Raw genomic sequence first — 21,974 nt, 5'->3', positions numbered from 1 at the left:
CAAAATCCCACCTCATCAGCAAACTGTATTGATGCTACCAAATCATTTGGATAGACCACTATCGGATACTGCGCAGGAATGTAGTAATCTTTCAGCAACAAAAATGTTATCAACAATAAACTGGGAATCGTCTAGACTTTCTCCGTGTTGCAAATCAGAAGATAGCCACGTAACGTTGTCCACGAACAGGCACTGGATCAGTAAACTAGATGCCATGTGTAATCTATCTGCCACTTTTGAAATAAACTCTAGGATTTCGCATTCCGGTGCACTCGTCAAATTATCGTCGAACTCCAGCATGATGAATCGTGAGACGTCGAACACAGGATCACCTATATACCCTATCGGATCAATAATCAGGTAATTTTGGTCCTGCGACAGCAGTATGTTCTGGTGATGAAGGTCGCCGTGTAACAATATTTGGTTTGTGCATTTCGAACAAAGTGATTGCAGCGTATTTTTTGCTTTGTCAATTACCCGCGAAAGGAAGTGGCAATCTTCTCTCGTTCGGATGTACCCAAGTCGTCTATTCATCACCTCATGAATTGTCGGAAACGCTGCATCGGCGCTTGGTACAACGTGTAGATTCTCGAAGAGTGAGACGAATTTATCGATTCGGTCGTCCTGATTCGTAACTTCCAATAGCGTCGTACCTGGTGTGATCCGTTGTTCCAAAATGACATGATGTGCTAAGTCGCAAGCGAATACTTCACAGGCCCCTCTTCCTGCGAATTCGTGCAAACAGTTGTATTCATTTTCTAGTGGAGAATATCCAACTTTTATCACCGCATCACCAAACATACCTGAGAAGCAAGTGAAGACACAGTTCTGGGAATAGAAAGGGTACAACTGAATATTGCTCAACTGCCATTTAGGACTGAATGTCTCCAATATGGATAACAGTTTTTCCACATAAATCTCATTCCATCTCGCACTGATATGTACCTTTTGTTCTGCAGATAAGATCCTGTCAAACCGGCTATTGATACAGCCCACCTTCTTATTCAACTAAAACAGTCTTTTTGGAAAATTATGCGGAGTTCAACACTTATGTTCAACAAACCATCCCACTGTTTTAGCAAACAATTCTGGTTCTTCGTGCCGTGGCATGTGGGCTGAATTTTCGAAAACAATCGTCGATGAGTTCTTTACCTTAGAAAGGAAGCTTTCTGTCTGATTCTCACTACAAACCGGGTCATATTTCCCCTTTATGAGCAAGACTGGACATCTAATAAACGAGAGCTTGTCGGTTATTGGGGAAAGTGCCTCCTGATTTAGCTTCTGCTGGTATATCATTTTATTCCGAAGTGCTGCCTGATCTCTTCGCAGTCTGCAACAAGATCCTGTATAGAAAAATCCTCCTCATCATCGATAGCATCTGATCGCAGACATCCTCTTTGGTCAATAGAGATGAGGTGAATATATCTGGACAATCGCTCTCCTTGAATGAAATTGAAATCATATGATCCTATACCAGGTCCACCGTGCAGGTATAAAAATGTTGGAAGGTTTTCTTCTCCATAAATTTCATAGTAGATTTTCTTGCTTTGCACGTTGAGATACCCCTTGATGATGATCACCGCCAATCCTTGGGATACTAACCCTTACCATGACTCGGGTTTTGACCGTAACTTCCACACCAACTCCGTGTGACATTTAAGGCGCCGTTAGCGTCAAAGTCCCACTCCATCGGATCAGAAAGAATCTCAATGTCAGCTCGATTGTTTAAAACCGGAAGCAACGACTCTGAGACGCGAATCACGTCCAATTGTAAAGTTGTGCGAAGATGCACCAATTTGACGTCCTCTTCCCGCAGTAGGTTGGATGTTTTAATCGCTGTTTGGATGGCCAGTTTGTCGTTCTCGAGTACCATCGGGAGTTTGACTGGCTCGATGACCGTGGAGGTCAACGCGTTCGGATATGTCTTCTCAAAATCAATGGCCTCAAACACCTGCTTCGTCGTCGTATCTGCCAGGCCAATTCCATTTGCGTTTCCATGCGTGTGTTCCGTGAGGCGACGGACGCAGATCCGGGTCACCTTTGGGCCGCCCGTCGCAAAAGGGGTCGGATAGCGACCTGTGATGTTCGGATCCATGCCATCTCCACTGATGTTCTTGCCAATTTCATCAACCACCAATACGTCGAACGCATCCAGCAGTATCCGCGGCATGAGGCTTTTCGCCCGCGTCAACAGGGCAGGTTCTCGGTCGAGGATATCATTCGCAGGCAGCACCTGAATGTCCGCGATCCGGTCATACGCATTCTCGATGATTGCCACGCCCGCCAAAATAGCCCCCGTCCGAAGCGACACCTCAGCCACTTGGACGATGTGCTCAGCCATGTGCCCGAATCCCAACTTGTGGCAGGATTCGGCGCCCTTTTGTTTGCCAAGCCCAATGGCGATCATCTTCACAATGCCACTCTCATACGTCCCACGAAATGCAGTGTGCGGTTTGATCCGGTTGATCACGACGATGCCATCCGCCTCGTGCGCGAGTTTATCCATGTAAATCGGCAATCCGTTGGAAAGCTGTCCAAGTTGAACGACTTCCATCGAGGCTCGAATGGGGGCGCCAACAAAATCCTCAGTGACGCCCAAGCTCTCCAAAACTTCCTTCTGCCCCTCGGATGTCGCTCCACCGTGGCTGCCCATCCCAGGGATCACAAATGGCTGATACCCTCGGCTCTTGAGGTGGCTTACGACCGCTTTGGTGACTTTATCAATCTGCGAGATTCCCCGGCTGCCGACGACCACGGCAATCTCGCCTGATGCTGGCCAGGCGATGCTCGATGCTTCGGCAGCAAAGGCGCGGTTGACCGTATGATCGATGTCCTCGACAGTCGGGTTTGGGAACCGCTGACCGATTTCCACCATTTTCGGAAGGGGAACAGCTTCTACAAGTTGGCGAATGACGCTCATTTCCTGCACTCCTCTCGTATAGCCGATATCGTTGGAACCACGCCACTACCTCGTCTGCTTTACGCTTGAGTTGTGTGCTGAAAGTGCTTTGCCACACTTTGCTTCAAAAATGTCACTGACTGCCGCATTTCATCCAACCCGTTTAAGCCATCCTCGACCGAAATCCAGCCATCGAAATCAACTTCTGCCAATTGACTGAAAATGGCGTCATAATCATTCATCCCTTTGCCGATCACGCCGTGCGCCAGCGCCTGGGAGTAGCCTTCCATCTCGTGGCTCGTCACGGATTCCCACGTGTATCCGTCTTTTAGATAGCGATCACTGGCGTGCATCGTCAACACACGCGATTTCACTTGCGCGAGTACGGCAAGCGGATCTTGCCCGGCCACCAGCGCATTGGACGGATCGTAATTGATGCCGAACCACGGCGAAGAAATCTGTTGGGTGATTTCAAGAAACACATCGAGTGATTGGGCGAACTCGGGATAAATCCAGAATCCATCTTTATAGTGATTTTCCATCACCAAGTGAACCTGATGCTGTTCGGCATAAGGCAACAGCGCTCGAATGGACTCTACCGTGTATCTGATACCATCTTCACGCGAGACTTCAGGTCGCCTCTGCCCCGATAAAACGCGGCAACTGCGGAAATCAGATGGCCCAATTGCAGCCATGAGATCAATCATCCGTTTCATCTTGTCAATTTCTTTGGCCCGAAACGTCGATTCAGGATGCGTAAAATCCGGAGAAGCGCACATCATCGGGATCGTCAAATTGTAAGAGGCGGCTTTGTCTATGACAGTGTTCAAATAGGATTGATCAGTTTGACGGAAAAATAACGGATACAATTCCAGACCATCTGCCCCTAGTGTGGAGGCAAGGTCTATCCATTCCATCAAATCCATCTTCCCTGTAGACAACTCTTCCATATACGCTTTCGGAAACACGGCAATTCGCGGCAATTGCATCACACCTCCTGGCTCTTTACCTTTGCGACGAGTTGTTGCAAAATGTGCCGAAGTTCATCTGGCTCCGTGCTCGCGCGGAATTCTTTGCGATCAATCACCAACGGTGCTCCGACAACAACCAATGGCGCGCCATGGCTCGGCATTTCGGCAGCTTGGTCGATGGACAGGCCGCCCACTGCTTGGACGGGAACCGATACCGCCTTGACGACATCGTGCAGGTGATCGAACGGACTGCGCGCTGGATCTTCGCCACGTTCGTCGAATCCGGTATGCACAATCACGTAGTCAACGCCATTTGCTTCCAGCGCTTGCGCGCAGGCAACAGGATCCGCTGCTGCGAGGATGTCTCCCATGACTTTGATGCCGTATGTTCTGGCCGCTTTGACCACCGCGCGAACAGTGGCCGGACAGGCAACGCCCATCACGACGACATGTGTTGCCCCGGCCTTTGCCATCATCTCAGCTTCCAGATATCCGCCATCCATCGTCTTTAAATCGGCGATGATTGGGTGGTTTGGAAAAGCTTCGCGCAGTTTGGCCACTGCATGCAGCCCTTCGCCAAGCAAGAGCGGCGTTCCCGCCTCCAGCCAATCCACACCTGCTTCTACGGCAATTTTGGCGATGGCCAGCGCTTCGTCTATTGAAGTGACATCCAAAGAAATTTGCACGATGGGTTTCATATGACGCCTCCAAATATTGATATTTTGTAAAGATACAGATAAATCAAGACGGGTTTGGCAATAGAATCGATTTTGCGTGTGCGAGTGAATCCATTTCCTCAAAAGCCTGCTGCCACGCTTCAATCGGGTATGTTTTTGCCATCGGCATCGGATCCAACTCGCCTTTGGCCATGAGCAGCAACACTTTCTCCCACATCGGATATGTGTGGCTGAAAGAGCCCTGCAAACGCACGGCTTTCTGAATGATGGGATCTAACGAGAAGCCAACTGGCGCTGGTCCCCAGCCAATTTTCGTGATTTGTCCCGCTGGCCTCACGATATCGATGCTTTGCTTCAAAGTCTGGGAAACCCCTACGGCGTCAAGGATGAGATCTGGCCCAAATCCATCGCCATAAGATAGAATCGCTTCTGTCACATCGTCTTGCCCAGCAACGAATACTTGATCTGCGCCAAACAACTTGGCAACTTCCAGCCGTTTGATATCTCTTGCTGTACCGACGACGGTCAAGCGCCCCGGGTGAAACAGCTTGGCGATTTGCACGCACAACAGACCGATGGGACCTGGCCCGAATACGACGACATCGTCCCCTGGACGAATGTGCGAGTGATGCGCTACAGCGTTGTACGCCACGCAGCAAGGTTCAGTCAGCGCCGCCTGTTCAAAGGAAACATCATCTGGAATGCGATGCACGATGGCCTCTCTCGTTTTCACGTACTCTGCCATCGCACCGTCCACGAGCACGCCAAATCCGAGGCGTTCGGGGCACAGGTTATAGCTGCCTGTGCGACAGTAAATACACGTTCCACAGACTGAGGCAGGGGTTTCGCTCACAACCCGGTCCCCCACTTTAAAAAGTGTCACATCTGAACCGACTTTTGCGACGACGCCGGAAAACTCATGTCCCAGCGTAACAGGCCGTTTTACCGCGAACCCTTGTGTGTCGTGATACATGTGCAAATCACTGCCACAGACGCCAGCTGCCTGCACTTGAATCAATATGTCATGAGCGCCCAGCTTATCCGGCACGGGCACGTCCCGAATTTCAACTTGATGGGCACCTCCACCGTAATTGACGACAGCTTTCACGAGTATCCCTCACTTTTGATTAGGCCAACTCTGGTTGACTTATTTGAACATAGGATAGCAGAACGAGTCTGTGATTGAAAGCGGTTACCGGTAGGTTAGGCTGGACATGTCTACAACCTTAGTTTTCACAATCTACGTCTTTCGCCAAGAAGCGTGTGGTTACTGACGGCTGAAGCTCCGGAAATTTTCGAGACTAATTTACGTACATTTTAACAACGCTTGTACTACCTCTTCTTCCAGAGTCGTTGACAGGCGTGATCGAGATACAATTTTCATCAGCTTGAAGCTGAATGTCTGTTTCATTTTTGTTCAATCTGAAATGTTCGCCGTTCGCAATGACATCGAAATGATCAAACCAGGGCATCGAGTGTTTTAAATGTAAGGTGATGCGCCGAGTGTCTTCGATAGGCGTTTCTTCCGTCACTTCAATAGGAGTCCACTGTATTTCTGCCCCGTTTATTGGAAAGTCAATTTTGGAGCGCTCACATGTGTATTCACAGGTTTGCCGCATTCGTTGGAAGACAATTGGCGGCATTTCATGCGAAGCGTAATAGTACAATTCATTCCCACCACTGCTGCCCGATTCACTTTTAGCCCGATTAAAGCGATATGTCCTTCTAACAACGAACTGATGGTAGTATTCTTGCCAGAATCGAACAAATCCAGCGAAATCACCGTGTTCGGGTAGTGACTCCCATATTTCATCACGTTCAAATCCGACGGGAACTTCTAATGAATCATAATTCGTGTTGTCTCGGGCTTCGACACCATCTAATTCGACGCTCAATTCAGATCCGCGTGACATGATAATGTCATCGAACATTCCAGCCCTTACACGGTCATGAAGTTCAAACACAGACAATGGAGTACCCTTGTGGTCGGTATAAAACGTATTCAGTTGAGGGTCCAATACAATCCACTTTTGAAAATCATTACTCCAAACATCAACGACCACATGTCCTTTTCCCAAACCTATGTGAGAATCAGGACGCCTCACACCGATTACCCTTGCAGGAATACCATAAGCTGAGAGAATATGCTGAAACATGTGGGCAAATTCCACACAGCGGAAAGTTACAGTACCAGCCTGCACACCCTGCAGGAGTTGGAGTGCACCAAGATCCGGTGCTTCGTTTATTCCTTGATGGGCAGATAGATTGTTCACCCAATCCATCATTTTAAGAATTTGATTCCATTCAGATTCGATGGAGGAAAGTACCTCCTGCAAGCCCGTCTCCCTACGAACGTACGCTCTTAATTCTGGTTCATTCGCCCATATATATTCGTCGAAGAAGCAAGACTTCTCAGTATGTCTGTATTCTAGCAGGCTCCATTGAAATCGACGGTCCATCTTATTTCCCCCATTGCGTGCAGATTGGTCCTACTGTGCTGTGTACCCTCCATCGACCGCCAGGTCTGTACCAGTGATGAAGGACGCTTTATCACTGAGCAAAAACACAATGGCCTCCGCGATCTCCTCTGGTTCAGCCAATCGTCCCATTGGATGCCTCGCAACCATCGCTGTCACAGTTTCCTTTGGAAGCTTATGAATCAAAGGCGTTTGCACATAACCAGGTGAAATGCTGTTGATTCGTATGCCACGTTGCGCGTAAGTCAGGGCTTGTGACCGGGTAAAGTTGACGACTGCTGCCTTTGCGGCGGAATAAGCCGTGCTATTCATCTGGCCTACGTGCGCTAAAATGGAGCCCATGTTTACAATGGAGCCAGAACCGTTGGCTAGCATGTGTTGAATGGCGTACTTGTTCGTGATCACGACACCGGTTAAATCAATATCGATCACCCTATGCCAGTCATCCATCTGCATCTCGTGCACGGGACTCTTTTTTTCTGGAATCCCTGCGTTGGCAACCAGGATGTCCAGTTTTCCATATTGAGTAACTGCCTCCTGCATGAGTTGCTCCACGCTAGATTCATTTGTCACGTCGCAGTGGACAAATGAGGCGTCACCACCACTCCGTCGAATTTTTTCAACCACAGCACTGGCGCTTTCGACAACATCGCCAATCACCACTTTCGCTCCTTCGCAGGCAAGTAGCACTGCTGTCGCTTCTCCGATCCCCGATGCTGCGCCGGTAATCACTGCCACTTTGTTAGCGAGTAACATCTTTGTCGACTCCTTTGTTCAACTGACACATTCACGATGTTATGAATACAGTTATATACCCAAGTCGACAATTTAGGTTATACTTGACATGCAAGAAATTTGTGCATAAATATGTAAAGAGACTGGTGATGGTGGTTCTGTCCAGGAGCTGCCTCGTACTGGTCTCATTTTGTTATAATGATTTTTCAATGATATTGCCTCACAGCATTTTGTGCCCAAGCTCATATAATTCGACCAACCCCATTTACCATGACTTCCATCACGTCATCTCCATCCAATTGACACTTGATGAATAATGGCTCGTGACCAGCGTGATCGCGAATCAAAGGAAATATGTACGCGTCAGAATTGGGGATTCTTAACGTTGGGATGTCATCGATTTCAATCCAGCGCAATGTCCCTTCCGCAGATGAAACAGGTGTTCCTTCGAAGTCGTCGCTCCAAAATGCATATAGTAACGCATTTTCATTGGTAGAAGTCGCTAAAGTTATCATTGCTTTGCAACGCATAGACTTGATAGTCAAACCTGATTCCTCTTTAACCTCATGTATTGCAGCGACATATGCGTCCTCGTTTTTCTCGACATGTCCCCCTGGTGGCAACCAGTATCCTTTAAGCGGTTGATGATTCCGCTCCATCAACAGCAAACGACTTCCGCTTTGGATGTAACTCAGCGTCATTTGTCTGACGCCGTACAATGCCATAGCTTAACCTCCCATCTAATACTTCATATGGTGTAGCCATAGGAACTGATCATTTTGTGGATTTATTGCGTAGCCATTCGTCGAATTGAGACAGTGTCCGTATATCATCATCTAAAACGGCTGTGTATATGTCATAGCTCGTCACTTGTTTGCCGTACTCGACACGTGTTGACCAAACACGCTTGATATTGAGAATGGACTTGCGCAATTCTGGCGTGATTCGTGCGGGCATTGTTTTGATATGTTGAAGATCCGGTTGTTTTTCAGGTTCATCTACAAACCAAATATCAAGTTTCCAGTCTGCGCCGTTGAGTGACCTGTATTTTATCCCGAGATATAGCCCATCCGGATAGTCTGAATCCATTTTCAAACTACCGGAGTCATTGAGGAATCGCAACTCTCGCACGCCTCTCCGGACCATCATTTCCCTGGCGATGTGGGCGATATTTTCCTTGTTGAGTGAAGAACATACCACGGTAATATCCAGGTCTCTCCAAACCATCAATCCGAGCGCGGAACTGCCAACTCGAGTTGGCTCACCCACTGTCGTTAATAGTTCGTCGAGTTGCAACTCATCTGCAACTTCTTTTGCTTCAATCTGAAGACTATGCTGCTGTCTCAAGAGTTCGTCATCAGTCATTTGCGTAGCATCCCTCTTTATTGGTGTCTTTCAATGCTAAAACAACGCCGGTTGCCCTAACCATGTATCTAAATCTACCTCGCCTTGCACACCCAGTAGTCTGTAGAGATATCTATAGACCGTTCTGCAATAAGACAAATCGGGAAGTTGGAGTATCTCCTCGTAACCATTGATAAATGATCTTGACGCCGTTTCATCCAGCACATATTCAAGTCCAATGAAGTCGAATTCCCTTGGCCCCACAGCATAAGCTTCAATATCTACAATCGCTGAAATCTTCCCGTCTTCAACCAAAAATTGAGATGGATCTAAGTCTATCAGAATTGGACAGAAGTGCTCAGGTGAGGGGAGCTCGGATAATTCCTTAAGAATACTTTCCAGATATAATCGAATTTTGCTTGTATGATGATGTTCTCGATCCACGATGGTCGTCATCGCTTGACACAGTTTTTGATGGAAATTTTCTTTGTGATCCACTTTCGTTCTAGCAAGATTTCCAAAGTAGTTCAATTTATGCAGGTGGACTTTCGCCAGCCATGTCCCGAGCTGATGAAGAAAATCCTCTGACTGTCCTATAAATGTTTTTGGCATCTCACCGTTCATTTTTTGAACAATCAAATACTCTTTGCCGTGTACACTTTTACGTGCAATAATTTCAGGCACAGGAATATCTGAAATGCGCTTAAGAAACGTTGCGTTGTGTTCAAAATAGATCATATATCTGGGGTCAATGCCAAATAAAAAATTGCATCCCCACCAAAACTCGTGATCTGGCTCACAATTCAATCGTGAGGATCGCACGATGACCTCATTGGTTGCTGTTTTTACCAGCCATACATCACTGGCGTGTTCTGAATAACCGGGATCGAGTATTTTTGCATCGATTATTGGTTCATTGAACAGTAGCTGGAGATTTGTCTTTTCCATGGGCGCTTCATTCCTCTGTATTTATTATCAAGTTCAGACCACAATGATTAGTTTATCGTGGTCAGTAGGTACCATCTGTTGAAACGCTTATATGTTATGAGCGACATTGATTATTTTCTGAATAATGGGCGGAACATCGCTGCTGTCGTTGACATTAAACAGATGGTCTGCTTCTTCTTGTGTTGGCGCAGTCACTTCGCCCTCTTTAGACTGAACTTGTCCAGCACGTTCATGCGACTTTTACGATTAAGGTTTGAATTGCATAGAATCAGATGATAATTCGTCTGATTGATGGCGTAATCCACAATAGTTTGTGTCACCGCATATTTGATTTCATTTGGTCCTTGTTTCGGTTGTAAAGGTTTGTAATAGGTATTGATGAATTCAGCATGATTATCTTGGTCAATCACGAGTGAATTGTGCAATTGTTGTTCCAGCGCTTTAGCAAATGTCGTTTTCCGCTATGGGTTTTTCCGACGGTCATAATCAGCAACCTATGCACATCATTACGGCTTCATTCTCTTGAATCAGGGTATGTCGTTGTACGAGTCATTTCGTTCTACAGACGGTTGTCAAATGGACCATGCTCCAAAGTACGCTGAATCGATATTAGTGATTGATTATGTAAAGAAGTTGTCTAAAGTGCCTATGACTTGTCAAACACCTTTTTTAGAATTAAATCTGTGCATTCTTCAGGGGAATTAAAATGTGTGTTGACAGTAAAATTGTAGGCGATATCTTTGGCCATCATTTTGTGTTGCCAATCTGATTGACTTTCATTTCTGTCTCCACGTTCTATATTTCTTTGACGGCAAATTTCCAAAGGACAAAACACTTCCACCATATATAAGGGGTATCCAACAAAAATGTCTTTCACTTTTTCATAATGCGGTTTTATCTCGGGCGCTTCTAATATCATACCGTCAATAAGAATATTTTTACCATGATCAGAAAATAGTTTTGCAGTATGATACATCATAATGATTGCATCGTTTAGATATTTCCAATAATTTTCACGCAGGTACCTATCACCTATCATTTCTTCACAAAGATCATTTGCAACGACATAAAAAATTCATCTGATGTCAACTGGATTGCATCTACTATAGATGTTTTTCCAGAACTGGTTAGCCCGTTTAGAAATACGATTTTTCCCTTTCGCAATTCAAGAGTCGAATTTCTTTGCTCCATCATATATGGGTACCACTGTTCCTTTCCGTAATTAGAATGACTATACCTGATCCAGTAAGTGTTTAATGCTTGTAAGGTAAAGTTCACTTGCACCCCATTGTCTATATTGGAACACTTTAAAGTGTTTTGCGCTACGGACCAACATATTCGTCACTCCAGTGCTTGGGCAACTTTACGTTTCCATTCTTACTGGACTTTTCGCAATGTTTATTGCATCTTGAATTCTAAAAGTGCTCTCCAGTACCATTGCGTCATGTGGACAGCGTTATGGAGCAATTACAGTAGTTTTTTAAGCTCAATTTCATCATGAATCGGAATATCGTAATAACCGACTGTAGGGATTGTGTTTTTTATTTTTCTTGCCTCGTCAATGGCATTCGGATATACGGCAGTTATGCGATATCCACGTCTTTGATAAAATCGCAAAGCATCCAAATTATCATTTGATGTGATGAGCCAAATGCGATGTATTCCGGTCTGGCGAACAGTCTGTTCGACGAAAGAAATCAAAATAGTGCCGATACCTGCCCCTTCTACTGTCGTATTCATGCTTATCAACTCACATTCATCGGTACAAAGACGATAAGTTGCCGCGCCAACTCGAACACCATCAATCCAGGCAATGACAGACTCCAAATTCTGAAAATGATACTTTTTTCCTTTAGATACGATGATTTCTCCGCCCACGCATTTAACCATAAGTCTTTCAACCATTCCTGATCTTCCACTGTCAGTATAGGTGCTATTTCAACTCGTTTAATTTTCCCCAATTTTCATCACCGAGTTTGAGGATGCTCCATATTTTTGAAATCCGATTGTTTAAGACACAGTTTTGCTCTCGCTCGTGTAAAAACGACTTTCAATAGCACATGGTGAACCCTACGGATTTAACAGAGAAATGATCCGTTCGACTTCAGGCAGTTTCTTTGCTTGCTCAATTGGAAACCAGCGTACATCGGTCAATTCTTGCTGATCTTCTGGCAATTCTGGATCGTATCCTAAAGTCGGTGTGGCATTCATCAACACAGCCAGAAAGCAGTAATATAATCCATTTATTCTATCACTATGGACCTGTAGGATCTCATGTTGGATTTTTATGTCTACACCGGATTTTTCTTTAACCTCACGAATTGCAGCTTGTTCAGGTGTTTCATTTTGTTCAATACTTCCTCCCGGAAAGGTCCAAAAGGTTTCCCCTTTGTAAATTTGACGTACCAAGAGAATCCGATCACCATTTACAATGGCTGCACAGCTTCTAGTTGACATTTGCGAAAAACCTCCACAATTCCTGTTGCAGCGTCCAGATGTTTTCTGGGTTATTCGTTTCTCTACATTCGTTCATTTGTCACGACAACATTTAGCTTACGTTCCCTATTCTCGACGAGATTGCCTGCTTTTTGACGTACGACGCGAATTGAGATGTATTGCCTGTGTCGAAATTTAGATCGGACTCATAGCCACCTTTTGATACTATTCCGATGGGCCGCAGCTAGCGGCCCCCATGCTCCTTAAGTGTCGGGTATTCAGCACTATAATTCTAGCTTTTTCATCGCAAGCGCATCCGTAGGATCGATTGTTTTCTGCAAGTTCCCCCAATGTCCTTCTGGTGTACAAGGCGTTCCCGAGAACTGGAAGCCCGTTTGGTCAAGTTGTATCATTGAACGATCATCCGGTGTTTCGTAACCCATTGCCACTCGCTTATCGATCATCTGACGGGCTCGTGAATAAATCCCCTCGTCCCAACGCCCCCATCCACTATAGGCATCTGTGTATACTTCATGAGACATGTAATGGATATAGAAAATCCGTCGTTGACGGGAGGATGTATTTGCGCGAGACCCATGTGGCGTGGAGAGGCAATGAAACATCACATCGCCCGCTTCCATTTCAATTGGAATCGCCCCAAATTTCTCGAACAGTTCTTCCTCCCCTTTGCCAGTCAAATCGACACTGCCAATCAGATGATGACCTGGAATTGCGTAAACGCAGCCGTTATCAGGGCCGGAATGGTCTAGGTAAATATCGGTCGTAAAATTCGGGATAGGAAATGTCCAATCTCTATTTTCATTCATGTATGGCGGATCTTGATGCCATGTGACAGGCGCCCCATTGTCTGTCAATTTTACAACCAAAGAATCATTGATAGGAAAGAACGGCCGGCCAATGCATTGCCCGATGTTTTCCAAAAGCGTTGGATGAACGGTGACAATCTGAAATATGTCCGCTCTTTGCCACATTTTCTCTGATCTCCAGTAAACCTCCTCCCCTGCGTGATTGCGAATATAACGATGTTCAGCACCTTCACGAGCTACCCCTTGTGCCTGCACCACATCTACGGCTTTTTGTAACATTTCCAGTTCTGGGTTTTGAAAGAGGCCCCGCATGATTAAATACCCATTTTGATGAAACGAATCTAATTCCGCTTGTGTTAACACATCCATTCCTCCCAGTTTTTAAAATGCAATAACGTAGCTCCTACCGCGATACGCCTGTAAGCGTGATACCGCGAAGAAAAGACTTTTGAAAGAGGAAGAACAAGACGATGACTGGCACTACCGTCATTACGACAGCTGCCATCAAATAAGGCCATTTCTGAGAGTACAGCGACACAAACATGTTTAACCCGAGTGCCAACGTGTACTTGTTTTCGGAATTCAGATAAACCAATGGGCCAAGAAAATCGTTCCAGGCTCCCATAAACGCAAATACGCCCACCGTTGCAATCGCTGGTCTTGCGAGCGGTACGATGATATGAGTCAGTATCCTGAGTTCCCCAGCCCCGTCGATCCGCGCGGCGTCTGATATCTCCTCGGGAATCCTGCGAAAGAACTGACGCAACATGAAGATAAAAAACGCATTCCCCGCAAATGCAGGCACAATTAAGGGATAGTAAGTGTTGATCCAACCGAAACTGTGAAACAACAGGTATTGGGGAATTAAAACGACGATGAATGGAATCATCAACGACGAGAGCATGAGGTTGAAAAACAATTCCCTCCCCTTCCACTGCATACGCGAGAAGCCATATGCGACGACGACACTCGATAGAATGGAACCTACGACTGTGCCCGCTGTGATGGTGACCGTGTTCAAGTAAAATCGAGCAAATGGAATGTACGAAAACACGTCCGGAAAGTTGGCCCACTTAAACGGTTTCGGCCACCATTGCGGCGGTAGGACAAACTCTTGCGCTGACGATTTCAAGGAACTACTCAAGAGCCACAAGAATGGCAATATAAAAGCAACAGAAATGATGGTAATCACTAAATACTTGATAATGACACCTGTTACAGATGCGGCACTAAGCCTTCCAGATGCTGTTGGCCGTTTACCTTTCCCTGCCTCCAAATCAGATGTCAGCGTCACTTCAGTTTTCATAGTACGTATACCTCCCTAACATGCGGCTGACAAAAGCAGTACAAATCGCTGTAACGATAAACAAAATCCATGCAAGTGCGCTTGCGTATCCCATGTTGAAAAAAGCAAAAGCTTGTTCGTAAATGTACATTCCATAGAACAACAGACTTCCTGCGGGCGCGCCATCTAGACCACCCGCGATAAACCCCTGGGTAAATGTCTGCAACCCGCCAATTACACTCATGATCACGTTAAAGAAAATGACTGGGCTTAAAAGTGGGATCGTGATTCGAAACAACGCCGTCCAAGGTTTGCAACCATCTAGTTCCGCAGCTTCATAGACATCTTCCGGCAAACCCTGCAGTGCGGACAAATAAATGATGACCCATGGACCGGCTGTCCAGGCGCTCATGAGAACAAGGCCTGGTATGGACCAATGCGGATCGGAAAACCATGCCGGGGCTGGGATGTGCAAAAGTCGCAAAAAGGCATTGACAATCCCGTAAGAAGGATTGAGTACCCAGACGAACAGAATGGTTCCAGCTACGGCTGGAAGAACACTTGGCAGAAAAACGACCGTACGAAAAATGGAAGCAAAATAGCGAATTTTGTTCAGAAGCAAAGCAATGGCGAACGACACAATCGTACCAAAGACTACGGACACAATTGTAAAATACAGGGTGTTTCGTATGGCTTGATAAAACACGGTGTCACTACTGAGAATTTTGATATAGTTTTGCAATCCAACCCAGTGTGCTGGACTAATGACGTCATAACTGGTGAAGCTGTAGTATAGCGAGGACAACAACGGGTACGCCATAAACAAAAGATAGCCAATCAACCATGGGGAGATGAATAACAACCCTTTCCCCATTCGTCTAAGCTCACGCTTATCCTTGATGAGCGATACCATGGCATTCACTCCCTTTTGAATTCCGTCGACTAAACGGATGCGCCGTGTAGACACTAGATGCCGGATTTGGCACGGGTTTGAGCTTTATTCAGCGCCGCTTTTGGAGATGAGGTAAGGGTTGTGACTTCGTTTTCCGCAGATGTGCCCTCTATTTCGACCGTTTCTGCATTGTTCGTGGCTGGAAATTCAGGTGTCAAATTTGGATGGAGATTACGCTCTTCGATAAATGGTTCAAAGCCAGGATCTTTCTTAATAAGCATCGGCGTCGCTTGTTTCAAAACAGGATTGGAGGCCGGAATCCATCCTGTCCCAATACACCAATCCGCGTTGTGTTGAGGTTCGCTCAACCATTGAATGACTTTGAGCGTTTCTTGTAGATGAGGTACCTTTTTAGGAACCACCCAGGACCATCCAGAAGCTAGATAGTCTGTTGTTCCACCTGCAGGAACCGGCGCGGTCGCCACGCCCCAATCCTTTCCAAATTTAAAGTTCGGCGCGTATTTTTGTAAACTAGGCAATTCCCAATCTCCTGTAACCATAAAGGCCAATTTACCGTCGACAAACGGATCCATGCCATTCGGTGTAGCAGATAGGAAATTTCCAATTGCATTCGGACCATACTGCTTTGCCCACTGTTGCTCCCATGTCACCGACTTCAGCATCGCAGGGCTGTTGAGCAATATTGTTCCATTTGGCGACTGTGGTGTTCCACCGTATAGATGCGCCCAGCCGAATACATTAAAGCCGTATCCCTCCCATGGGATAAACCCCATCTGGGTATATGACTTTCCTTTTTTGACAGTCAACTTTTTCGCGTCGGTCCAGAGTACGTTGAATGTCTTGGGAGGGGACGAAATTCCCGCCTTTTTCATCAAATCGATATTGTAGTAGAGCATGTTATCTGGATCCCAATCCACAGGCGCACCGTACACGTTCTTTTGGTACATTGCACTCGCCCACGCACCACTTGGGTAGTCCTGTTTTGATACACCGATTTGCTTTAAATATGGATTCAGTGAAACGAGTAAATTTTTAGAGGCCCATCCGGCTGTGGTCGTTTGGTCATTGAGTATAATGTTCGGTGCTGTTCCAGAAAGTTCAGAGGCGATCAATTTGCCAGTGACAAACGCGTAACTGGACTGGCCCGGCGGTAGAGGAATCGGTGAAAAAACCAGGTGAATGCCAGGATGTTGACTGTTGAATTCCTGCGCTATTTGAGGAGCAACAACGTAATTTCCGTAGGTCCAAACGGTGATGGTCACCGGTTTGTTCGCCTGAGTGCCACATCCGACCAAGCCTGACACAGTTGCTAAACTTAGCCCGCAGTAGGTGACAACTTTCAGTCTTCCTCGTAAGAACTTGTTCATTCTCCCATGTCAACTCCCTTCTCACTTGTCTTCACTGAGCCGACATCTAACGCATTAAAATAGAACCACCTATTTAAAGGATAAGTCGTATCCCCATTACCAACGGGATATAAATTTCGAAACCTTGCGTCCCCATAAGCTGCCCTGTATTCAGACGCAGACATGCCAGTAATCCTGCGAAAACAACGACAGAAATACTTCTCGTCTTCAAAACCTAACGCATAGGCCACCTCCTTAATTCCGGTCATCTCACCGTATACCAAAAGTTGGCATGCACGCTCAATGCGTTTGTTCATGATGAACAAACTTGGAGACACTCCCGTGTACTCTTTCACTACGCGACTCAAATGGGACTGTGTCCATCCGGCAAATGAAGCAAGTTCGGAAATCCTGAAGTTTCGATCCAAATTTTCATCGATAAACTGCAGCACTGCCTTTAATTGCGGTGAACAACAAATTGACACGGAGGGTTCTCTTTGCGCTTCCTCCTGACAAAACTCTGCGTTGAGCTCCTCTAGCACAACACCTAACATCCGGTTACAGCGTTCTTGCCAACGAAAGTTCTTCTCATATGCCATGTTCAGAATGTTTTTTAGAAGAGCAGGCAAAAGTGTATTATAAGAAGTCATCCACACTGCGCGGCGCAATAGTTCCAGTTCCAGTTCCAATTCAATCTGTTTTTCAAGTGTAAAGTGGACAAATAAATGCCTCGTGGCCTCAACTGGATCGAAAAGATACGCATGCTCTTCACCTGGACGCGTGATGATAAATCCCGGGGAGGAGACCTCATACCTTCTATCACCCACCATATAACATGTATTGGATTTCTTGGGGAAGTACACTAACTCAAATTCAGGTATTACCCTTGGTTCCAATTGAGAGTCCGGTTTCACAATAACCTCCCCAGCGAAAACGATGCTTGGAATGCTGCTATTCGAATTAAGATGCCTTGTCACACTCATAAATTAGCCCCCATCACAAGCAGGCATCAGATTATGAAAACGTTATCATTCTTCAACTCTAAATGAACGGAAGCTCTTGGGCAATAAATTAGATTGATTAAAAATTGGATTGGTTTGATACGGTGTTTGTAAGCACAATTCACCTCCGACTACTGCGATCCTTTTACATGAATATCAAATGAATTCAATCATTAATGAATACCCGGTGTATTAAGGTAGCATCGCATGGCCAAGCGGTACATCTCAAGATGTGGCTGAAGCGGCGGCCCGGTCGTTTCTCCAGCTTGTCCTTTCCTTTGGCAGTTCCATTGTATCGACCAATTTGTCTATACTTTTATGCAGGGACTTACCATGTCACTGAATTTGGATCACCTCCCAATCCGATCTTCGGTGAGTTTAGATCTTCAGATGCTCAATGGTGGCCTTAACCATACTAAAGGACGTTGAATTTGCGACAACAGGTTTCCGTACGCAGCTTAGTTTCCTGAAACTTATGCAAGTGCCCGCTCGGTAATTCCACTTGCCCTACCTAACCGACTATTAGCGGCTAAACCGCAGAATCACATTAAGGAGGCATAGAGATACGTGTGATTTTATGCATTTGACAAAGTTTTGCTGTAAAACCAAACCAACCATGTGGATGCGTATTTCACATCCAAAGGGTGTAATCCTAGTAAATCCTTATCGAACTGCCCAAGAGCGCAAAAACATAAGTTCAATGGGAAACAATTTGCAAATGCGATTTATAGTGGCTGTAAACTTACCTGAATAGAAGTTTCCCATGCCTTTCTTCGCAAAATTGATTGTTAAAATGAGTTATAATTTGGAATACCAAGTCAAACGTGATATATCGGGTTTATCTGGATATGCGTAAAGATTCACTTCACCTAATAGTGCCCCTTGTTTAGCATAGAACTTACACGCTCGGACGTTATCGTTTTGACATTCGATTTTTAATAATTTACATTTTCTGTACCGGCACCACTCTATGCATTTAAGAAAAATGGCAGAACCAATGCCCCTACTCCGATAATCGTAATCAACTCTTATATCCCACAAAGCTGCAATATCCCTTCTACCTTCAAGAGCGTTAACTCCCGGGGTGTCATAAGCAATGACAGCCCCTCCAATTCGCTTTTTTTGATCAAAGGCTGCAATTACGCCCCAGTTTTCTGTATCCCATCTTTTTAACCATCTTTCCGGACCATTCTCCTTTTCAGAATCAAAGTCAACGCAATAAGATTTTTCTACTGGGACTTCTTCAAGGATTAGCCCTCCGAGCCCGTTTCTTAGCTGGTTTACTTCTAAGATAGAATGAACAGTAAATGCAATTGGGACTTTCCCGTATTCTTGCAATTTCGTCGTATCTTCAAATGTAATTTCAATGTCTCCCATATTTCAGTTCCTTTATCCACTATCATTTGTTTTATTTACCATATACACTGCAATGCTGTTTGAGGCGTTAAAAAGCTACAGCACATCCAAGGCTCGCTGAAGAACGGGATCCCTGCCGCAGATAAGATCTTCCCGAGTTCTTTTAACCAATATATCCGGCGCCATCCCAATGCCCTCGAATGGTTCTGCGGATGGCATGTAAGCGCGGATGGCACCGACGCAGAAGTGAATATCTCGATAAGTCCAATACTGCGGTTGTCCAGTACAACCTGCTGTAGGTTTTCCAATCACCGTGGCACGTCCTGTGTCTTTAAACGGCATGACCAAATCCTCCGCCGCTGACCCAGTGTCCTGGTTTGCGAGGATAATCACTTTGGCGCGATAAATGCAGCTTTCAGGTTGAGTATAGTCGCTTTCCCAACGTGCAGAACCATTCTCTAACACGGCCAGACGGCCGCGTTGATCAGTATGTCTCCGGTGCAAATAACCGACATTGGGTGATGTTTCAGTCCACCATCTGTATGGCCTTTCCATAAGCGCTGCAATCAATTGGGCCGGGGTACTTCCACCGCCATTGTTGCGAACGTCGATCACGATGGCACGAGCATTCACGAATTGCTGTACATAGTTTAAAGCGTCATCCTCGAAATGTGGTTCATTGAACGATGGAATGCGTATGTACCCAACTTTTTGGTCCACAAGCCATTTTCCTTCAGTGTGTGCGTCTCGTGAACTGGTCTGCATTGCCGTTTTGAGTTCCCATTTTGGAGGATGATATTTGACTTCGCATATCTTGTCAGAGAAATCACGGACGAGAAGTGCCGCGGCGTCAGCTTTCCATATTGTTGGCATTTGCCCCTGCCATTCTGTTTGCCGGGTTTCTGGACTCGTGCCTATCAAATAGTCTTCGAATTTTTTCATCCATTCGTCGGGCGTATGTCCATCAATGGATTCCATCACATAGCCCACTTTAACTTCGCGTACTTCACTATCCACAACAATCCATTGACCATCGATTTTTTCTAAGAGAAAACCAAGTTTAGCACCACCTTCATAGGCTGTAGCATCGGTACACCATGAGTGTCCATTTCTAAGGCCCGTCATACATTTGCGGAGAAAGTCCATAAAATCTCTACGTTCGTCAAGTTTTAATCCTACATCAAGCCATTCCCGGTATATGTCGTCCATTTGATCGTGTGTAAACGCCGCATCTTCCCAGTGTGCGAAATATTCGCTGATATTGCGGTATAGCCTCCCAAGTAGCCAAGCTCGTTCCTCAACAGAGAGATGGTTCATTAAAAATTCCTCCTCGTCTCGTACTGATTTCATATAAACTGGAAAAATACAGTGTGATCGACAATATTTAAGGTGATAGCCGTCACTCTTTCATCGTTCCGTCTTGAGCCATGATTTGCGCTTGCTCCGAAGCGTAATTTCGGATAACTGGCATGAAATAACCGATAACAGCTACAACCATCTCCAGAACGCCCGTGCAAATCAACAAAACCGTAACGCCTGACCACTGAATCATCCATCCTGAAAATGCGCGTGCCAATGGTTCCGAGCCCGACATTAAAACAATCATAAAACTGATAACTCGCCCAATGAGGTGTGGCGGGATAATTTTCTGATTCACACTGGGCGCAATGGTGTTTACCACCGCTTCCGTGATGCCAATCACGAGCATCGTACCAATGAGTGGCCACAACGCCCGCGTAAAGACGAGCCCTAGAAACGCTAGACCTTCGAAAAAACAAGCGAGAAAGGTCATTCTGGGTGTTGGTTTTTGAATTCGAATGAAAGCGAAGAAGATTGCTGCGAATGCGCCGCCGATCCCAATGCCCATATTCATCAAACCAAACCCTTGTGCACCCAAATGAGCTTGTTTGGCTAAGAATGGAATCGCAATGAAAGTGGCTTGTACGCAAGCATTGACCAAAAATGCACTCAAGGATGTCGTTAAAATCAAATGGTTTTTGAGTACGTATCGAATACCGACATGGATATCGGATAAAAAAGATAGTCTCTCTTTTTCTGCTTCATCCGCAGATGCGGCGGGAAGCGGTTTGACCAAGAGTAGAAGCAAAATGGAGCAAACAAACGAGAGGCCATTCGCGACAATAACAAGTTGGTAACCCCATTTGGAGATCAACGCGCCACCAAGAACGGGACCCGCAATCCCTGCGACTTGAACACTAATCATCAACAATCCAAAGGATTGCGTGTATTGTTCCGAAGAAACGAGTCTTTGCTGAAACGCTGACTGTGCAGGAAAAAATACCGCATCCATGCAGCCATAGATGATGGCCATCATAAACAACGTCCACATGGGCGGCACACCGTCAAAGCTCATGACAACCAGAAAAACCATGATAAGTCCGCGCACCGCATCGGATGCAATCATGACCCATTTGGGATTCAGGCGATCCGCAATCACGCCGCCAATGGTGACAAGCAAGATTTGAGGCAGTGAAATACTCGCCATGATCGTTCCGAGAATGAAGCCCGAGTTTGTTTTCTCCACGACCATCCAATTGAGCGCGAGTAGAAACATGGCGTCGCCAAGTCCTGAAATCAGTCCACCGCTCCAATAGGATAAAAAATTCTTATTTTTCAAGATTGTCGTATTAAAATGCATGAGATCCATCTTCCCGTAGTGCAATTGTGTAGCTACGCTATACGCGCTGAATACTGAAAGAACACATCATCATGTACGTCGTACGCCTGCAAATTCGACG

The 21,974-nt window shown here is 45.8% G+C and carries 23 protein-coding genes; all 23 read right to left on the bottom strand.

All coding sequences use genetic code 11. From position 1 onward, the window contains the following. Positions 1-42: 42 nt before the first annotated feature. The 23 genes from ACFSB2_RS06600 to ACFSB2_RS06490 all read right to left on the bottom strand — a co-directional run bounded on the left by ACFSB2_RS06600 (position 43) and on the right by ACFSB2_RS06490 (position 21,874). Positions 43-1,008 (bottom strand): aminoglycoside phosphotransferase family protein, encoded by a 966-nt coding sequence (locus tag ACFSB2_RS06600; RefSeq protein WP_377942244.1) that lies wholly within the window; start codon positions 1,006-1,008, stop codon positions 43-45. Positions 1,009-1,292: 284 nt separating this feature from the next. Next, positions 1,293-1,553 carry an alpha/beta fold hydrolase gene (locus tag ACFSB2_RS06595; RefSeq protein ID WP_377942243.1) on the bottom strand — a complete coding sequence of 87 codons (261 nt, stop codon included), beginning with the start codon at positions 1,551-1,553 and terminating at the stop codon, positions 1,293-1,295. Between the two features lie 44 nt (positions 1,554-1,597). Next, entirely contained in the window at positions 1,598-2,920 is a 1,323-nt protein-coding gene (locus tag ACFSB2_RS06590) for a nickel pincer cofactor-dependent isomerase, group 22 (RefSeq protein WP_377942242.1), read from the bottom strand. Between the two features lie 59 nt (positions 2,921-2,979). Next, on the bottom strand, positions 2,980-3,888 hold the full coding sequence (locus ACFSB2_RS06585; protein WP_377942241.1) for a sugar phosphate isomerase/epimerase family protein: 909 nt from the start codon (positions 3,886-3,888) through the stop codon (positions 2,980-2,982). Beyond that, positions 3,888-4,568, bottom strand: a complete 681-nt coding sequence (locus ACFSB2_RS06580) for an orotidine 5'-phosphate decarboxylase / HUMPS family protein (RefSeq protein WP_377942240.1) — start codon at positions 4,566-4,568, stop codon at positions 3,888-3,890. Before ACFSB2_RS06580 ends, ACFSB2_RS06585 begins: the two co-directional genes overlap by 1 nt. 43 nt (positions 4,569-4,611) lie before the next feature. Beyond that, the gene (locus ACFSB2_RS06575) at positions 4,612-5,655 is read right to left on the bottom strand and encodes a zinc-binding dehydrogenase (RefSeq protein ID WP_377942239.1); all 1,044 of its coding nucleotides are present in this window, start codon (positions 5,653-5,655) and stop codon (positions 4,612-4,614) included. Between the two features lie 193 nt (positions 5,656-5,848). Then, a complete protein-coding gene (locus ACFSB2_RS06570) occupies positions 5,849-7,006 on the bottom strand; it encodes a transglutaminase-like domain-containing protein (protein WP_377942238.1) in 1,158 nt (385 codons plus the stop codon). Between the two features lie 30 nt (positions 7,007-7,036). After that, positions 7,037-7,780 (bottom strand): SDR family NAD(P)-dependent oxidoreductase, encoded by a 744-nt coding sequence (locus tag ACFSB2_RS06565; RefSeq protein WP_377942237.1) that lies wholly within the window; start codon positions 7,778-7,780, stop codon positions 7,037-7,039. A gap of 221 nt (positions 7,781-8,001) precedes the next feature. After that, positions 8,002-8,484, bottom strand: coding sequence for an NUDIX hydrolase (locus tag ACFSB2_RS06560; protein WP_377942236.1), 483 nt, complete (start codon positions 8,482-8,484; stop codon positions 8,002-8,004). A gap of 49 nt (positions 8,485-8,533) precedes the next feature. Next, positions 8,534-9,124, bottom strand: coding sequence for a hypothetical protein (locus tag ACFSB2_RS06555; RefSeq protein WP_377942235.1), 591 nt, complete (start codon positions 9,122-9,124; stop codon positions 8,534-8,536). 36 nt (positions 9,125-9,160) lie between these two features. Beyond that, complete coding sequence (locus ACFSB2_RS06550) at positions 9,161-10,051, bottom strand: phosphotransferase (protein WP_377942234.1); 891 nt, start codon at positions 10,049-10,051, stop codon at positions 9,161-9,163. A gap of 646 nt (positions 10,052-10,697) precedes the next feature. After that, positions 10,698-11,030, bottom strand: coding sequence for a phosphotransferase-like protein (locus tag ACFSB2_RS06545; RefSeq protein WP_377942233.1), 333 nt, complete (start codon positions 11,028-11,030; stop codon positions 10,698-10,700). 56 nt (positions 11,031-11,086) lie between these two features. Further along, complete coding sequence (locus tag ACFSB2_RS06540; protein WP_377942601.1) at positions 11,087-11,242, bottom strand: phosphotransferase-like protein; 156 nt, start codon at positions 11,240-11,242, stop codon at positions 11,087-11,089. Between the two features lie 276 nt (positions 11,243-11,518). Beyond that, entirely contained in the window at positions 11,519-11,956 is a 438-nt protein-coding gene (locus tag ACFSB2_RS06535; RefSeq protein WP_377942232.1) for a GNAT family N-acetyltransferase, read from the bottom strand. Positions 11,957-12,121: 165 nt separating this feature from the next. Next, a complete protein-coding gene (locus tag ACFSB2_RS06530; RefSeq protein WP_377942231.1) occupies positions 12,122-12,508 on the bottom strand; it encodes an NUDIX hydrolase in 387 nt (128 codons plus the stop codon). A 263-nt stretch (positions 12,509-12,771) separates the two neighbouring features. Next, a complete protein-coding gene (locus ACFSB2_RS06525; protein WP_377942230.1) occupies positions 12,772-13,677 on the bottom strand; it encodes a phytanoyl-CoA dioxygenase family protein in 906 nt (301 codons plus the stop codon). Positions 13,678-13,717: 40 nt separating this feature from the next. Further along, the gene (locus tag ACFSB2_RS06520; protein WP_377942229.1) at positions 13,718-14,620 is read right to left on the bottom strand and encodes a carbohydrate ABC transporter permease; all 903 of its coding nucleotides are present in this window, start codon (positions 14,618-14,620) and stop codon (positions 13,718-13,720) included. Further along, complete coding sequence (locus ACFSB2_RS06515) at positions 14,610-15,512, bottom strand: carbohydrate ABC transporter permease (protein WP_377942228.1); 903 nt, start codon at positions 15,510-15,512, stop codon at positions 14,610-14,612. Before ACFSB2_RS06515 ends, ACFSB2_RS06520 begins: the two co-directional genes overlap by 11 nt. Before the next feature lie 53 nt (positions 15,513-15,565). Continuing rightward, complete coding sequence (locus ACFSB2_RS06510; RefSeq protein WP_377942227.1) at positions 15,566-16,879, bottom strand: ABC transporter substrate-binding protein; 1,314 nt, start codon at positions 16,877-16,879, stop codon at positions 15,566-15,568. Further along, positions 16,876-17,841 carry a helix-turn-helix domain-containing protein gene (locus ACFSB2_RS06505; protein WP_377942226.1) on the bottom strand — a complete coding sequence of 322 codons (966 nt, stop codon included), beginning with the start codon at positions 17,839-17,841 and terminating at the stop codon, positions 16,876-16,878. The genes ACFSB2_RS06510 and ACFSB2_RS06505 overlap by 4 nt, the downstream gene beginning before the upstream one ends. An 816-nt stretch (positions 17,842-18,657) precedes the next feature. Next, complete coding sequence (locus tag ACFSB2_RS06500) at positions 18,658-19,236, bottom strand: GNAT family N-acetyltransferase (RefSeq protein ID WP_377942225.1); 579 nt, start codon at positions 19,234-19,236, stop codon at positions 18,658-18,660. Between the two features lie 75 nt (positions 19,237-19,311). Then, entirely contained in the window at positions 19,312-20,532 is a 1,221-nt protein-coding gene (locus ACFSB2_RS06495) for a S41 family peptidase (RefSeq protein ID WP_377942224.1), read from the bottom strand. 82 nt (positions 20,533-20,614) lie between these two features. After that, positions 20,615-21,874: an MFS transporter gene (locus ACFSB2_RS06490; protein WP_377942223.1), complete on the bottom strand. Its 1,260-nt coding sequence runs from the start codon at positions 21,872-21,874 to the stop codon at positions 20,615-20,617. Between the last annotated feature and the right edge of the window lie 100 nt (positions 21,875-21,974).

Origin of the sequence: Alicyclobacillus fodiniaquatilis (assembly GCF_042678105.1) — a bacterium.
GTDB classification, from domain to species: Bacteria; Bacillota; Bacilli; order Alicyclobacillales; family Alicyclobacillaceae; genus Alicyclobacillus; species Alicyclobacillus fodiniaquatilis.
Note: the sequence above shows the minus strand (reverse complement) of the source record. Positions and strands in the feature narration are given on the sequence as shown.